The organism is Streptomyces sp. NBC_01497, assembly GCF_036250695.1.
Classification (GTDB): Bacteria; Actinomycetota; Actinomycetes; order Streptomycetales; family Streptomycetaceae; genus Streptomyces.
On record NZ_CP109427.1, the window covers coordinates 5,451,414 to 5,467,194 of the forward strand.

Consider the following 15,781-nt stretch of genomic DNA (forward strand, 5'->3'; position numbering starts at 1 on the left):
CGGGCGGGCGGACCGGGCGCGGCCGGGGCCGCGGCCCGGGGGACGGTGCGCGACGGAACGGGAACGGACCGGCGGAAGGGACCCGTGTGACGCTGCGTCATCGCGGCGCGGGCACGAAGGGTGACCGACAACGCGGACGCCCGGCACGGGGGATGCCGGACGCGGGGTGTCGGGCGCCGCGCCGCCGTGTACTGAGGCACCCCGCCCGGCCTCACCCCTTGACGGCGCCGGACATGATGCCGCCCACGATCTGCTTGCCGAACACGACGAACACCACGAGCAGGGGCAGAGCACTGATCAGCGCGCCCGCCATCACGATGGACTGGTCCGGGGTGTACGAGGCGCTGAGCTGGCCGAGCGCGACCTGGAGCGTGGGGTTCTGCTGGCTGAGCGCCAGGTACGGCCAGAAGAAGTCGTTCCACGCCTGTACGAACGTCAGCATGCCGAGCACCATCATCGCGGGCCGCGCGACCGGCAGGACGATGCTGAGGACGATGCGGAAGTTGTTCGCGCCGTCCACCTTCGCGGCCTCGACCAGCTCGTAGGGCAGCGCTTCGAGCAGGTACTGCCGCATGAAGAACACACCGAAGGCGCTGACCAGGGTCGGGAAGATCACCGACTCCAGGTGCCCGCCCCAGCCGATGTCGGACATCATCATGAACAGCGGGACGACGCTGAGCTGCGGCGGGATCGTGAGGGTCGCGATGACGGCGGTCATCAGCCACCCCCGGCCCCGGAAGCGCATCTTGGCGAAGGAGTAGCCCGCCAGCGTGCAGAAGAACAGGGTCGCGGCGGTGATGCAGCCGGACACCACGACGCTGTTGACGATGGCCTTGCCGAGGTTCGCCTGCTGCCAGGCGGTCGCGAGGTTGTGGAACAGCCGCCCGCCGGGCACCAGCGGCGGGGTGAGCGACAACACGTCGTTCTGGGTGTGCGAGGCGGCGACGAGCGTCCAGTACAGCGGCAGGATCGACAGGAGCCCGGCGACGATCAGGACGACGTACGTGATCGGTCCCGCGTGCAGCTGGCGACCCGCGCCGACACGGAGCCGGCCGCGGGTGGTGCGGGCGGCGGGGCTGGTGGTGGTCATGGCGGAGGGCTCCCTCAGGCGGCGGACTTGCGAACGAAGCGGCCGACGAGCAGATTGATGCCGGCGATGATCAGCAGCAGGGCGAGCATGGCCCAGGCGACGGCGGCGGCCGGCCCCAAGTGGCCCAGCTTCCAGCCGTAGTTGTAGAGGTAGACACTGAGCGTCTCGTACTGGTTCTGGTTGCCTCCGGTGGCCCCCAGCGTGCCGCCTTCGAGCAGCAGCGGCTCGCCGAACAGCTGCATGGAGCCGATCGTCGAGATCACGATCGTGAAGAGGATCGTGGGCCGCAGGGAGGGGATGGTGACCTTGCGGAACTGCTGCCAGCGGGTCGCCCCGTCGAGGGCCGCGGCCTCGTACAGGTCGGTCGGGACGGCCTGCATGGCGGCGAGGTAGATCAGCGTGTTGTACCCGGTCCAGCGCCAGATGACGATGACCGAGATGGCGATCTTCGACGTCCACTGGCCGTTGGCCCAGTTGGTGTGGCCCAGGCCGATGAAGTGCAGCAGCCAGTTGAGGATGCCGCCGTCGGCGCGGAAGACGAGGGCGAAGACCAGGGCGGCGGAGGCCACCGAGGTGGCGTACGGGGTCAGGATGAGCGTACGGAAGAACGTGCTGGCGCGGAGCCGGTAGTTGAGGAGATGAGCCAGTCCGAGCGCCATCAGCAGCTGCGGAACGGTCGAGATGACACCGATGATGAAGGTGTTGGCGACCGCGGTCCAGAACTCGGAGTCGTGCAGGATCGTGTCGAAGTTCGCCCAGCCGACCCACTGCATCTGGTCGAGCCCCGTCATCTCCACACGGTGCAGGGCGATCCAGCCGGTGTAGACGAGGGGGAACAGCCCGAAGGCGCCGAAGACGAGGAAGAACGGGGCGATGTAGGCGTACGGCGAAGCCTTGTCGTCGAAGCGCCACAGCCGGCTGCGCCAGGAGCCGCGAGCCGCCGCGGGGGGCGGGGGAGCGGACCGGCGGGGCGGCGGGACGTGCGCGTCCCGGGTGGGTGTCGAGGTGGCCACGGTCGGAATCCTTGTCCTTGTCCTGGGGTGGGGCCTTGGGGCGGCGGAGGCCGTCTTCGTCGGTGGCGCCGTCGCGCGGGTGCCGCTTCCGGTGCCGGTTCCGGTGCAGGTCGTGCCGCCCGGCCGGCGCGTCCGGGCAAGCCGGGTCCTCCGGCGCGTCCGGTGGACACCCCGCGGGTCGGGCACGGGTCCGGCGGCCGGTGCTCGTGCGGGCCGTGCCGCGACCCGCCGTGCGCCCGCCGCGCCCCGGCCCGGCGGGGAGACCGGGGCGGGGGGCGGGAACGGGGAGCCGCGGCCCGCGGTCAGGTCAGCCGTCCCGGGGATCCGGGGATCCGGCGGACCGGTGCGGCCCGGCGGCCGGGTGCAGGGGGCGGCCGGAGTCACGCTCGGCCACCCCCGGGCGCGACCGTCAGCCGATGACCTTGTCGATGGTCTTGGTCGCCGCCGCCCACGCGTCGGCCGGCTTGGTGCCGCGCTGCTCCATGTTGTTGATCTGGTTGGAGATGGTGTCCTTGATGACGCCGTCCTTCGGGCCGAGCACGGCCGCCGGGATCGACGCGGCCTCCTGCGCGTAGATCTTTCCGATCGGCGCGTTGTTGAAGTACGGGAGGGTCGCGTTCTGCACGGCCGGCAGCGTGTACGCGCCCTGGTTGGACGGGAACACCCCGATCGCCTTGAAGGTGGCCGCCTGCTGGGCCGGTGCCGTCAGCCAGGCCACGAGGTCCGTGGCCTCCTTCACGTGCTTGCCGCTCTTGGGCACGGAGAGGAAGGAGCCGCCCCAGTTGGCCGCCGCCGTACCGGGCGCCTTGGCGATGTCCCACTTGCCCTTGAACGAGGGGCCCGCGTTCGTGGAGATCTGACCGGCCATCCACGCCGGGCACACCACCGTCGCGACCGTGCCCTTGCGCAGCGCCGCCACCCACGGGTCGTTGAACTGGGCGAGCCCCTGCGTCAGCTTCTTGCTCGCCGCCTCCGCCGCGAGGTTCCAGCCCTCCTTCACGCTGGGGCTGCTCTTGTAGACGGGCTTGCCGTCCTTGTCGTAGTACTGCTCCGCGCTGGAGCTGACGACCGCGTTGTACATGGCGCTCGCGGAGTCCATGAAGAAGGTGCCCGCGGGAGCCTTCTTCTGGTACTGCTCACCCAGCTTGAGGTAGTCCTGCCAGCCGCCCGAGACGAGCTGCGCGACCTTGTCGCGGTCCGTGGGCAGGCCGGCCTTCGCGAACAGGTCGCGGTTGTAGCAGAGCGACATCGGGCCGATGTCGGTGCCCGCGCCGATGACCTGGCCGCCGGACGTGGTGGCCTGCGCCTCCTTCCAGCTCACCCAGTCGGAGGGCTTGATCGCCTTGCTCAGGTCGACGAAGGAGTCGGCCTTCGTGTCGACGACCTCCTTGATGCGCCCGACCTCGATGCCCGTGACGTCGCCGAGGCCGCTGCCCGAGTTCAGCTCCTGGAGCAGCTTCGGGTAGTAAACGGTCTCGTCCGCGGTGACGTCCTCTTTCACCGTGATGTTCGGGTGGAGCTTGTGGTACTGGGCGAACAGGCCGGCTTCCTTGTAGCCGAACTGCCCGTAGTCCGCGACGGTCAGGGTGATCTTCCCGTTCGCCGAGTCCGAGCCGGAGCCCGCGTCGTTCGTGTCGCTGCTACAGCCCGTCAGCAGCAGCGCGGAGGCGGTGAGGACCGCGGTCGTGAGAGCTGCGGCGCCTCCTCTGCCTCGTCGGCTACCGACAGTGCGGGTGATGCGCATTCCACTACTCCTTGTTCCGGGGCGGAGGACCTGGTTCCGGGGTGATCCGGCGAGGGGCCGGTAGGGGTCGGCGCGTGCCGGGACCGGCGTACGGTATCGAGGTGGAATTGGGAGCGCTCCCAATCCGGTGCTGCTCGAAGACTCACGCCAAGAGGGGCGAAGTGTCAATACTTGAAGTCGGTTCCGTTGCCGGAGCGTGTCCTGGCGTCCCGCCGCTGTCCGGGCGCCCGCCGGGGGCCGCCCGGAACGACGGCGCGGAGGAAGGGGTGGACCATGGCCGGGAAGCCGTGGTCACAATGAGCCCACCCCGCCCGCACGAGGCGCGCACAGAGCTGGAAGGTGAACGATGAGCCGAGACGCGAAGGGGCCCGCCGTCAGGGGTTCCGCCCGCCCGACCCTGGAGGCCGTGGCGGCACGGGCGGGTGTCGGCAGGGGCACGGTCTCCCGCGTGGTCAACGGATCGGCCGGAGTCAGCGCCAGGGCGCGGGCCGCGGTGGAGAAGGCGATCGCCGAGCTGGGGTACGTGCCGAACAGGGCTGCCCGCACTCTCGTCACAAGTCGAACGGACTCGGTGGCCCTGGTGATACCGGAGGCCGAGACGCGCCTCGTCGCCGAACCGTACTTCTCGGACACCATCCGGGGCGTGACGGCCGGACTCGCCGAGACCGACATGCAACTGCTGCTGATCCTCGTACGGACGGCGAAGGAACGCGAGCGGCTGGCCGCGTACCTCTCCGCGCAACGGGTGGACGGGGTGCTGCTGGTCTCCGTGCACGCCGACGACCCGCTGCCCACGCTCCTGGAGACGATCGACATGCCCGCGGTGCTCGGTGGCAGGCGCTCCGACCGCGAACCGCTCAGCTACGTGCACGCGGACAACACCTCCGGGGCGCGCATCGCCGTCGAGCACCTGCGGGACCGCGGGCGGCGCGCCATCGCGACGATCACAGGACCGCTGGACATGGAGGTGGCGCGGGCCCGTCTCGACGGTTACCGCACGGCCCACGGCGACGAGCAGCCCGACGACACCCTCGTGGCGCACGCGGACTTCACCGAGGAGGGCGGGGTGCGGGCCATGCGCGAACTCCTCGCGCGCAGAGGGGACCTGGACGCCGTCTTCGCCGCGTCGGACGTGATGGCGGCGGGCGCGATGCAGGTGCTGCGCGAGGCGGGCAGGCGGGTGCCGCGCGATGTGGCGGTCGTGGGCTTCGACGACTCGATCGTGGCCCGGCACACGGACCCGCCGATGACGAGCGTGCGCCAGCCGATCGCCGAGATGGGCCGCACGATGGCCCACATGCTGCTCGACGAGATCGCCCACCCCGGCCTGCCGCACCGCCATGTCGTCCTGGCGACGGAACTGGTGGTGCGGGAGTCCTCCTGACCTCCTGATCCCCTTCACGCGCGCGGCCCGGCCGCCCGTCCTGGGGAGTGCGGGGCGATGCGGACGGGCGGGGAGTCCGCAGGGAGTCGGCCGTGCGTTGCCGCGGCGCCGGTCGGGGCGGTGGTCAGCTCGACGGGCAGCCCGCGTCCGTGCCGCTGGACTTCCAGCCGGCGCCGCTGACGTGGACACTCACGGCGTTCGTGGCCGTGGGACCTGCGACGGCTGCCGGGCCGGGGCGCGCCGATCGCGGCGAGTCCGGCACCGCGCGCAGTGCGGCGGCGGCCGTGCACACCACCTGGCGCATGCCGGGGGGCGTGAGCGGTGCGACCCCGTCCGGGAGGGTCACGAGGACCAGCCCGCCGCCGGTACGGACCGTCGGCGCGCTCGGCAAGCGCGGCAACTCCGTGGTCAGCACAGCCGCTTCGGCCGCGTCCGGGCCGGCGAACACGGCGCGTACGGCGGCGGCGACGGAGGGGCCGCCGGCGCGTGGCGCCGCGACGAGGGCGCCGCCCGGGACCGGGGTCGCGCTCCCACCACCGGAGGCGTCGGCGGCGCCCACGCTGCCGGCGGCGCCCGTGCTGCCTGTGCTGTCCGTGCCGCCGACGCCGCCCGAGGCGCCCGTGCCGCGCGCGCTGCCCGCGCCGCCTGTGCTGTCGGCGCTGTCCGCTCCGTCCGTGCGGTCCGCGTATCTGTCGTAGAAGAAGACCTGGATCGCGGGAGCCATGCCGGTCGCGGGCTCGCCCGCCTGCACGACCTCGGACGGCTGCACCCCGCACCCGGCGGCCGCTGCCGCCACCAGGGCGGCCGGTATCAGGAACGCGCGGAGGCGGGAGCGTGCGGAGCGGGCAGGCCGGGCGCGCCCGGGTCCTGCGGCAGGCCACTTCACGCGCGCTCCCGACCGGGCTCGTCGCCGGAGCCGTCGCCGGCCAGGGACCCGCTGCCGGGGCCGACGTCCGGGCCGGGCCCAGGGCGGTGGCCGCTCCCCGGCCCTGCCGCGGTGTCCGCGTCGGGGTCCGGGCACAGCGGCAGTTCCACCGTGAAGACCGCCCCCGCACCGGGCCGGTTGGCGACGGTCAGGCGCCCGCCGTGCAGGCGTACGTTCTCCGCGGTGATGGCGAGGCCGAGCCCGCTGCTCTCGCTGCGGGTCCTGGTGGCGTCGGCCTTGTAGAAACGCTCGAAGATGTGCGGCAGGTCCGCGTCCGCGATCCCGGGACCGCCGTCGCTCACCTCCATGACCGCGCGGGGCCGGCCGGCGCCGCCGGGCTCCGCCCGGGGGCCCGACAGGTCCTCGTGGCCCTCGCGCAGTTCCAGCCGCAGCAGTACCGGGGGCGCGCCGTGGCGCAGCGCGTTGCCGACGATGTTGGCGGTGACCACGTCGAGCCGACGCGGGTCCACCCGGATCCGCAGCGGCCCCGGCGTCGTCACCTCGACCCTGACCCGGTCCTGCCAGCCGCGTGAGGACAGTGAGTTGCGCACGGAGTCCGCCAGATCGATCTCGTCGGGGTTGAGCACGGCGGCGCCCGCGTCGAAGCGGGATATCTCCATCAGATCGGCCACCAGCCGCGTCAGTCGCACGGTCTCCTGGCTGACCAGCCGTACGGCGTCCGCGGTGGTGCCGTCCAGGTGGGACGCGTCGTCCAGGACGTCCGTGACCGCCGCCATCGCGGCGAGCGGCGTACGCAGCTCGTGCGAGACGTCCGCGACGAACCGCCGCGCCTGCGACTCCAGGCGGCGCAGTTCGGCCACCGAATGTTCCAGCGCGGCGGCTGTCTCGTTGAAGGAGCGGGAAAGATCCGCCAGTTCGTCGGAGCCGTCGACCGACAGCCGTACGTCCAGGTGTCCTTGGGCCATCAGCCGGGTGGCGCCGCGCAGGGCGCGTACGGGACGCAGTACGCCGCGGGACGCGACCAGGGCCACCACCACGGCGGGGAGCAGGGACCACAGGGCGGCGTCCTTGATGGCGCCGACCATCGCCGAGACGTACGCCTGCTCGGTGTTCTGCGGGACGACGAGATAGAAGACGAGCCCGGAGGAGACGAGCGAGAGGCGCCGGTCCGCACCGTAGGTGACGGGCAGCCCGACGACCAGGACGGGATGGCCGCGGTCGTCGACGCGCTGGAAGACGGCGTTCCGTTCCGTCCGCACGGACGCCCGCAGCGCCGGGGACAGGACGTCGAACGTGCCCGGTGGGTCCGAACCGGCGCGCAGGCGGCCGTAGGTGGCGAGCACGTGCCACCCCTGGGGGCGGCTGCCGCGCGCCAGATCGTCCACGACGGACTGCATCTCCTGCTCGCTGGGCGGTGACGCGAAGGAGGGGGCGAGCTCGTCGATCCGGTCCCGGAACTGCCGGATCACCGTGTCCTGGCTCTGCTGCAGGACGCCGGTCCTGGCCTCGCGGAAGGCCAGTGCCCCGGTGCTCAGCGCACTGGCGACGGCGACGAGCACGAACCCCACCACGAGACGGAAACGAAGCCCGCGCAGCGCCAGGAGGAAGCGGGCGCCGACGGCCCTCACGCCGGCCTCATGACGACTGGAAGCGGTAGCCGAAACCGCGGACGGTGTGGATGTACCGGGGGTCGCCGCTGAGTTCGCCGAGCTTCCCGCGGATCCGTTTCACGCAGGCGTCGACCAGGCGTATGTCGCCGTGGTAGCTGTGCTCCCAGACGGCTTGCAGCAGTTGCTGGCGGCTGAGGACCTGACCGGGCGAGGCGGCGAGGGTCAGCAGCAGGCGCAGCTCGGACGGCGCGAGCGGCACGGGCAGGCCGTGGTGGCTCACCACGAGCCCGGCCCGGTCGATGGTGAGCGCGCCGTGCGTCTCCAGCGGGGGCCTGGTCGATCCGGAGCCACGGGTGTCGAGCCTGCGCAGCAGGGCGCGTATCCGGGCTTCGAGTACCCGTGACCTGACCGGTTTGACCACGTAGTCGTCGGCGCCCGCCTCCAGTCCGACAACGATGTCCACATCGTCGCCCCTGGCCGTCACCATGATGATCGGGACCGCGTCGCGGTCCCTGATCCGCCGGCACACGTCCAGGCCGCCCAGGCCGGGCAGCATGAGGTCGAGCACCACGACGTCGGGCCGGAAGGAGTCCAGGATCCGCAGCCCCTCCTCGCCGGTCGCGGCCGCGAAGACGTCGTGCCCGGCGTGCCGCAGGGCCAGCCGTACGCCGTGGCGCACCGCTGGGTCGTCTTCGACGAGCAGGACTCGGGGCATGCCGCCCAGTATCGGTGAAGGGCGCCGACACGTCGGCCGAGGGGCCGTCCCCGGGGGCACTTGTTGCACAACGATCACACTGCGGTGCGGTGCGGTGCGGTGCGTACGGGCGGGCGGGCGGGCGGGCGGCGGTCCGTTTCCCCACATCGGCCCGCAGAGCCGCGGACCCTGCCCGTGACGAATTCGTGACGCGTCGACCCAACGGCCGTCGAACACGCACGTCAGTGTGGGGCGCCATGCACCAGGCAACAGCAGCCCCGTCCACCGCGAAGAGGGCGCACGGGAGAGCCACCGCCGGCTCCCGGTCCGCCCACGGCCGGCCCCGGCGGCGGGGCGGTGCGCGCCGGGGGAACGGACCCCGAAGACGCCGCCCCGCCCTCATGATCGCGGTCGTGGTCGTCGCGGGTGTCGTCGGCGCTGCCCTCACCGTGCTGAACAGTGGGGGTGGTGGGACCGGGTCGGCGGCGGCATCACCGCCTCGTACGTCTCCGGCGGCGCCGCCCGCCGCCACGCACACCGGTGCCGGCCCGGGAAAGGCGTCCGGGAAGCCGTCGGCCTCCCCCTCGCAGAAGCCGTCGGCCTCCTCCTCGGGTACGCCGGGCGGGTCCGGCGAACCGTCGGGCGGCACGGACTTCTCCAGGCCCGGCAGTGGTGTGTTCACCACCGCCGCCGCGTCCGGGAAAGCTGTCGGCCAGGGCACCATCCGCCGATACAAGGTCGAGGTCGAAGGCGGTACGGGTGTCTCGGCGAAGGACGCCGCGCGGGAGGTCGAGACGGTGCTGGCCGATCCGCGCGGCTGGACCGACGACGGGCATGACGGCTTCCAGCTGGTGTCCGGCGGGGTCGCCGACTTCGAGATCAAGATCGCGAGCCCCGCGACGGTGGACCGGATCTGCGGAGCCGCCGGGCTGCACACCCATGGTGAGGTGAACTGTGATGTGGGCAGTCAGGTGGTGGTCAACCTGAAGCGGTGGGAGACGGGTTCGCCGGAGTTCCCGGGCCCGCTGCACGACTACCGTGCGCTGATCATCAACCACGAGGTCGGGCACCGCATCGGCCACGGCCACGAGGGCTGCCCGGGTCCCGGCAGGCCCGCGCCCGCGATGATGCAGCAGATCGACGGCCTGCACGGCTGCGTCGCCAATGCCTGGCCGTACGACTCCCACGGCACCTACCTCGCCGGGCCGCCCATGCCGTGAGCGGCCCGCGCGCCGCCCCCGCACCACGCCCGCACCACGCCCCACCGGACACGGCCGACCGGCCCGGCACCCGGCGGTCACCGTCAGGCACCCGGCACCCGGCATTCGCCACCTGCCGGTCACCGTCAGGCACCCGGCGCTCACCGCCCGGCGGATCAGGCAGCGGCGAGGGCGGACTCCGCCGCGCTGCCCCAGCCGAGCAGCCGCTCGTCCGTGCCGGCCGGTGACACCAGTTGCAGGCCCAGCGGGAGCCCGTCCGCCGTGGCGCCGGCCGGGATCGTGAGCGACGGCCAGCCCGCGTTGCTCCACGGCAGGCACATGACGGAGCCGCCCGTCGTGGCGAGGCCGCGCGGGGCGGGTCCCGTGGCGGCCGGAGCGAGCCAGACGTCGATGCCCGCCGACACGGTCGCGTCCGTCAGGCGCGCGGCGAACCCGGCCTTCTCCGCCCGCGCGCGGTCGTACGCGTCCTGGCCGATGGCGTGGCCCTCCCGGATCGCCTTCGCCGTCTCGGGGCGGTACAGGCCGCCGTACTCGGCGAACCACCTCGCGTGCGTACGCGCCACCTCGTAGCGGTTCATGACGTAGAGCTGGGCCACCACCCGCTCGAAGTCCGCCATGAGCGGCACGTCGCGCACCGCGAACCCGGCCGCGCGCAGCCGCTGGACCTGCTGCTCGAACGCGGCCAGCGCCTCCGCGTCCGCACGCTCCAGGTACGGGCCCCTCGGGATCCCGAACACCGGTGGGCGCGGGGCCGGTTCGGCGGTCCGGTCCCAGTTGTCGCAGAGCACCGCCGCGGCCCGCCCGGCGCCCGCCACATCCGGCGCGAACACACCGAGCGTGTCGAAGCTCGGCGCGTTCGCGATCACACCGTCGACCGGGATACGCCCGAATGTCGGCTTGAAACCCACCACTCCGCAGTACGCCGCGGGCCGGATCATGGATCCCACGGTCTGGGTGCCCACGGCGAGCGGCACCATCCCCGCCGCCACGGCCGCCGCCGACCCACTGCTCGAACCGCCTGGTGTGTGGGCGGGGTTGCGGGGGTTCCGGGTCGGTCCCGGGGCCAGCACGGCGAACTCCGCCGTCACCGTCTTGCCGGCCACCAGGGCGCCGGCCGCCCTCAAGCGGTCGACCACGAGCGCCTGCCGGCCCGCGAGGGCCGCGGGCGGCAGCGCCGACCCGGCGCGCGTGTCGAGGCCGTCCACCCGCACGATGTCCTTCACCCCCACGGGCACCCCGTACAGCCCGGGCAGGGTCCCCGCCCCCGCGAAGCGTTCCGTGACGGCCGCCGCCTCCCGGGCCAGCCGTCCGGGCCGGTCGGCTTCGGGTACGAACGCCTCGATCCCCGGATCGAGCCGCCTGATCGCGTCGAGTGTCCGGGCCACCGCCGTAGCCGCTGCCGTGGCTGTCGTCGCGTCCATACGTACCCCTCCCGAAGGCCGCTCACCGCGCGCCATCGTCGCACGGGGGCGACCGCGCGGTGCCGGTTCCGGGGCCCCTTCGCGGGCCGCGCCCGCGCCCGCCCGTTCAGACCGGCGGGCCGGCGCCGGCCCGCCGGGGGCCTCACGGCGAGGTCCCGCGCCCGCGTGAGGCGCGCCACATGCCGCGCGCCCGGCATCAGGGAAGAGAATGGTCGTTTTCACGCGTTCCCGGGAAGGTACCGTGAGCGGCCGGATCCGAGGGTTCGTGCCGCCGGCGCGGACATCGCCGCAGTTCGGCCGCGTGCCCGGCTCGGGCGGTGCGGCGGGCGTCGGCTCCAGGGTCCACGGGACCGAAGTGACCTACCGGGGCGCCCGCCCCGACCGCGCGGCCCGACCGGCCGCCGGGCCAGGACGTTCGGAGACACGATGAACCAGCCGACGATCAGCCACCCCGCGACCGGCCCCCGCCCCGGTGGGGCGCCGCGTCCCCTGACCGTGACGGTTCTCGTGTTCCCCGGCGTACGGCTGCTGGACGTGACGGCACCCATCGAAGTGTTCTCCGCGGCCAACCAGTTCGGGGCCGACTACCGCGTGCGCACCGTCTCGGCGGACGGGGCCGACATCACGACCCGAGCGGGTCTGCGCCTCCCTGTCGACCTCCCCGCCGCCGAGGCCGACGGCACGAGCGACGTGCTCGTGGTGCCCGGCAGCTCCGAATGGGATCCCCTCATCAAGGACGAGGCGCTGCTCGCCACCGTGCGCTCGCTCGACGCGCAGGCCTCCCGTACCGCGGCCATCTGCGCCGGGGCGTTCCTCCTCGCCGCGGCCGGACTGCTGGACGGCTGCCGCGCCGCGACACACTGGCGCTTCGCGGACGAGCTCGCCTCACGGTTCCCCGGCGTCGCCGTCGACGCCGACGCGATCTTCGTCCGGGACGGCCGGGTGATGACCTCGGCGGGCGGCAGTTCGGGCATCGACCTCTCGCTCGCGCTGGTGGAGGAGCACTGGGGCGCCGACGTGGCCAGGTCCGTCGCGAAGGACCTCGTCGTCTTCATGCAGCGCCCCGGCGGGCAGTCGCAGTTCAGTGTCCGCTCCCGGCAGCCGCACAGCCGGCAGAGCGTCCTGCGGCACGTCCTCGACGCGGTCGCGGAGGACCCGGCGGGCGATCACACCGTCACCGCCCTGGCCCGCCGGGCCGGCACCAGCGTGCGCCACCTCGGCCGGCTGTTCTCCGGGGAACTCGGTACGACACCCGCCCGGTACGTGGAACAGGTCCGGGTCGAGGCGGCCCGCACCCTGCTGGAGGCCGGGGACGACCCGATGACGGCGGTCGCCCACCGTACGGGCCTCGGCTCGCCCGAATCCCTGCGCCGTGCGTTCGTCCGCAACCTCGGCGTCACGCCGGGCGCGTTCAGGGCGAGCTTCCGTACGACGGGAACGGGCGGCGGGGCCCGCCCCGCCTCGCAGGTGCCACCGGGGTCCGCCACCGCGGGCAAGCGCGTACCGTCCCCGGCGGCCCGTCCGCTGTCCGCGCCCGCGACCGGCCAGGGCTCCGCGCAGCGGGCCGGTGCGGTGCTGGACGCCCGCTGAGTCCGTGGCGTCGGCCGGGCCGGCCCAGGCCGGGCCCGTCACGTCACGTCAGGCCAGGGCTTCGGCCGCCGGCGCGGTACTCCCTGTGCGTGTCCGCCGAGCGGGCACCGCCCTGCCTCCCGGACTCCGCTCCGAGCGGGTGGAGGCGGACGCACCCCGCCGGCGGGACGCCCGGGCAACGCCCGGACATCCCCCCGCCGGGCGGATGCTCAGGCGAACGCCCGCCGGACGACATCGCGCTGCTCGGCGCCGTGCCGCCGGGCCGACCCCACCGCGGGGGCGGAGGCCGGCGGCCTGCTCACGCACTCCAGAGCGCCCTGTGCCAGCCCGCGCAGCCGCGGTCCGACATAGCTCCACGCTCCCTGGTTGGCCGGCTCCTCCTGAACCCAGCGCAGCGGCACCCCGGCCGGGAAGCGCGACAGTTCGGCGCGCAACGCCGTGTCCGGGAACGGGTACAGCTGCTCCAGCCGGACGATCGCGGTACCGTCCGCGGTTTCCGTGCCGTCGGTGCTCTCCGTGCCGGCCGCGCCGGAGTCGGCTCGGTGCGCGGCGAGTTCATGGGCGATCTTGCCGGAGCAGAGCAACACCCGCCGCACCCGCGCCGGGTCGGCCACCGGGTCCACCAGGACGGGCCGGAAACCGCCCTCGGTGAAGTCCCCGAGCGGCGACACCGCCGTCTTCAGGCGCAGCATCGACTTCGGTGTGAACACCACGAGCGGCCTGCGCAGGCCGACACCGCCCTGCTGCCGCAGCAGGTGGAAGTAGTTCGCGGGCAGGGACGGCACCGCCACCGTCATGTTGTTCTCCGCACACATCTGCAGGAAGCGTTCGACGCGTGCCGAGGAGTGGTCGGGTCCCTGGCCTTCGAGGCCGTGCGGCAGCAGCAGGCTCACGCCGCAGGACTGCCCCCATTTCTGCTCCGCGGAGGAGATGTACTCGTCGATGACGGTCTGCGCGCCGTTGACGAAGTCACCGAACTGGGCTTCCCACAGCACCAGCGCGTCGGGGCGGCCCAGTGAGTAGCCGTACTCGAAGGCCAGCGCGCCCAGTTCGGACAGCAGGGAGTCGTAGGGCATGAAGGGGGCGGCGTCGTCGCCCAGGGTGCCGAGCGGGGTGTGTTCGGCGCCGGTACGGCGGTCGGTGAGCACGGCGTGCCGCTGGCCGAACGTGCCGCGCCGGACGTCCTCGCCCGTCAGCCGCACCGGCACACCGTCCAGGAGCAGCGAACCGATCGCCAGCGCCTCCGCCGTCGCCCAGTCGACCGTGCCGTCGTCGAGCATGGACGCCCTGCGGGTCAGCTGCGGCAGGACGCGCGGGTGCACGGTGAACCCCTCGGGCAGGTCCGTCTGCGTGGCGAGCACCCGGCGCGCGGTGGCCTCGTCGACCGCCGTGACCGGTGGAGGGCCGTCGATCACCGGCACAGGGGCGGGCGTGTGTTCCCGCTCCTCGACGGCCAGTTCACGGGTCGCGGCGAACGCCGCCTCCAGCCGGCCGCGGTACTCCCGCTGCGCCTGTTCGACCTCGTCCTCGTCGACGTCGCCGCGGCCCAGCAGCGTGCCCGCGTACACCTTGCGTACGGACGGCAGGGCGGCGATGCGGTCGTACATGGCGGGCTGGGTGATCGACGGGTCGTCCACCTCGCTGTGGCCGTGGCGCCGGTAGCAGATCAGGTCGATCACGATGTCCTTGCGGAACGACGCGCGGTAGTCGAAGGCGAGCCGGGCGACCCGGACCACGGCCTCCGGGTCGTCGCCGTTGACGTGCAGGATCGGCGCCTCGACCGTACGGGCCACGTCGGTGGCGTGCACACTGGAACGCCCGCTGTCGGGCAGCGTGGTGAAGCCGACCTGGTTGTTCACGACGACGTGCACGGTGCCGCCGGTCCGGTAGCCGCTCAGCTGCGACATGTTGAGCGTCTCGGCCACCACGCCCTGTCCCGCGAAGGCCGCGTCACCATGCACCACCACGGGCAGGATGGGGAAGTCGTCCTCGCCGGCTCCCTGGGCCACGTCCTGCTTGGCCCGTACGATCCCTTCCGCGACCGGGCCGACGATCTCCAGGTGCGACGGGTTCGCGACAACCGAGACGGGGATGGTGCGGCCGTCAGGCCCGGTATAGGTGCCGGCGGCGCCGAGATGGTATTTCACGTCGCCCGAGCCCTGCACGGTCAGAATGCCGGCGGCGTCGTCGAACTCCTGGAACATCTGCGCGTACGACTTCCCGACGACATTGGCCAGCACGTTCAGCCTGCCGCGGTGGGACATTCCGAGGACCACTTCCCGCATTCCGAGGTCCATCGCTCCCGCGAGGAGCGCGTCGAGCAGGACGATCGCCGATTCGCCGCCTTCCAGCGAATAGCGCTTCTGTCCCACGTACTTCGTCTGCAGAAAGGTCTCGAACGCCTCCGCAGAGCCGAGCCGGCTCAGAATCCGCAGCTGTTCCCTCCGGTCGGGGCGCGGGTGCGCGGTCTCGATCCGGCGCTGGATCCACCGCCGTTCCTCCGGGTCCTGGATGTGCATGTACTCCACGCCGACCGAGCCGCGGTAGAAGGCATCGAGCGTGGCCAGGACCTCGCGCACGGTCATGGTGTCGCGACCGGCGAAACCGTCGACGGGGAACTCCCGGTCCAGGTCGTCCTCGTCCAGACCGTGCCCTGCGGGCCCCAGGTCGGGGTGCTGGTCACGCGGCACGACGGAGAGGGGGTCGGTTGCGGCGGCGAGGTGGCCGCGCACCCGGAACGCGTGGACCAGAGCCGCGACCCGGATCGCCTTGGTGACGCTCCCCGCGTCGAGGTCGCGGGGCCGGTCGGGAGGACGGCTCCCGTCGGCGGCGCCCTGCCCGGCCGGTACGGAGGACAGCGCGGCGGGGGCGGCGGCTCCGCCGACCGAGAAATACGCCGCCCAGGCGTCGTCCACGGAATCGGGGTCGTTTCTGAACCGCTCACGCAGTTCGTCGACGACCCATTCGTTGATGCCGAAATCCGACTGTGCCACCACGGCTCTAGCGCCTTCTTTCGTTTCCGGGAGACCGGGTCATGCGAGGCCTTCTCCGTTTTCGAACGTACAGCGCGGAAAGCGGCCGCGACCCGGTCGCACAGGCCAGCCGAGCGGCACATCCGGACATCGGCGG

Annotated in this window: 11 protein-coding genes; 3 read left to right on the plus strand and 8 right to left on the minus strand. The window is 73.0% G+C overall.

Annotated elements, in window-relative coordinates; genetic code table 11:
- Window positions 1–211: 211 nt before the first annotated feature.
- From OG310_RS22985 to OG310_RS22995, 3 genes are all read right to left on the minus strand, one after another.
- Window positions 212–1,090: a carbohydrate ABC transporter permease gene (locus tag OG310_RS22985; protein ID WP_329457757.1), complete on the minus strand. Its 879-nt coding sequence runs from the start codon at window positions 1,088–1,090 to the stop codon at window positions 212–214.
- Window positions 1,091–1,104: 14 nt separating this feature from the next.
- Window positions 1,105–2,103 (minus strand): carbohydrate ABC transporter permease, encoded by a 999-nt coding sequence (locus OG310_RS22990; RefSeq protein ID WP_329457758.1) that lies wholly within the window; start codon window positions 2,101–2,103, stop codon window positions 1,105–1,107.
- A gap of 409 nt (window positions 2,104–2,512) precedes the next feature.
- Window positions 2,513–3,847: an ABC transporter substrate-binding protein gene (locus OG310_RS22995; protein WP_329457759.1), complete on the minus strand. Its 1,335-nt coding sequence runs from the start codon at window positions 3,845–3,847 to the stop codon at window positions 2,513–2,515.
- Window positions 3,848–4,193: 346 nt separating this feature from the next.
- On the opposite strand from OG310_RS22995, the gene OG310_RS23000 reads away from it, so the two are divergent.
- Entirely contained in the window at window positions 4,194–5,231 is a 1,038-nt protein-coding gene (locus OG310_RS23000) for a LacI family DNA-binding transcriptional regulator (RefSeq protein WP_329457760.1), read from the plus strand.
- 124 nt (window positions 5,232–5,355) lie between these two features.
- Here OG310_RS23000 and OG310_RS23005 read toward each other — a convergent pair whose 3' ends face one another.
- From OG310_RS23005 to OG310_RS23015, 3 genes are read right to left on the minus strand one after another with little or no spacing between them, the layout of a single operon-like run.
- Window positions 5,356–6,117 carry a hypothetical protein gene (locus tag OG310_RS23005; protein WP_329457761.1) on the minus strand — a complete coding sequence of 254 codons (762 nt, stop codon included), beginning with the start codon at window positions 6,115–6,117 and terminating at the stop codon, window positions 5,356–5,358.
- Entirely contained in the window at window positions 6,114–7,745 is a 1,632-nt protein-coding gene (locus OG310_RS23010; protein WP_329457762.1) for a HAMP domain-containing sensor histidine kinase, read from the minus strand. Before OG310_RS23010 ends, OG310_RS23005 begins: the two co-directional genes overlap by 4 nt.
- 7 nt (window positions 7,746–7,752) lie before the next feature.
- Window positions 7,753–8,442 carry a response regulator transcription factor gene (locus tag OG310_RS23015; RefSeq protein WP_329457763.1) on the minus strand — a complete coding sequence of 230 codons (690 nt, stop codon included), beginning with the start codon at window positions 8,440–8,442 and terminating at the stop codon, window positions 7,753–7,755.
- 392 nt (window positions 8,443–8,834) lie between these two features.
- Here OG310_RS23015 and OG310_RS23020 point away from each other — a divergent pair, with 392 nt between their 5' ends.
- Window positions 8,835–9,641: a DUF3152 domain-containing protein gene (locus OG310_RS23020; RefSeq protein ID WP_443078713.1), complete on the plus strand. Its 807-nt coding sequence runs from the start codon at window positions 8,835–8,837 to the stop codon at window positions 9,639–9,641.
- Between the two features lie 155 nt (window positions 9,642–9,796).
- On the opposite strand, the gene OG310_RS23025 is transcribed toward OG310_RS23020, so the two are convergent.
- Window positions 9,797–11,062: an amidase gene (locus OG310_RS23025; RefSeq protein WP_329457765.1), complete on the minus strand. Its 1,266-nt coding sequence runs from the start codon at window positions 11,060–11,062 to the stop codon at window positions 9,797–9,799.
- A 426-nt stretch (window positions 11,063–11,488) separates the two neighbouring features.
- Here OG310_RS23025 and OG310_RS23030 point away from each other — a divergent pair, with 426 nt between their 5' ends.
- Window positions 11,489–12,652 carry a GlxA family transcriptional regulator gene (locus tag OG310_RS23030; protein WP_329457766.1) on the plus strand — a complete coding sequence of 388 codons (1,164 nt, stop codon included), beginning with the start codon at window positions 11,489–11,491 and terminating at the stop codon, window positions 12,650–12,652.
- A 209-nt stretch (window positions 12,653–12,861) separates the two neighbouring features.
- Here OG310_RS23030 and OG310_RS23035 read toward each other — a convergent pair whose 3' ends face one another.
- Complete coding sequence (locus OG310_RS23035) at window positions 12,862–15,648, minus strand: multifunctional oxoglutarate decarboxylase/oxoglutarate dehydrogenase thiamine pyrophosphate-binding subunit/dihydrolipoyllysine-residue succinyltransferase subunit (protein ID WP_329457767.1); 2,787 nt, start codon at window positions 15,646–15,648, stop codon at window positions 12,862–12,864.
- Window positions 15,649–15,781: the final 133 nt, after the last annotated feature.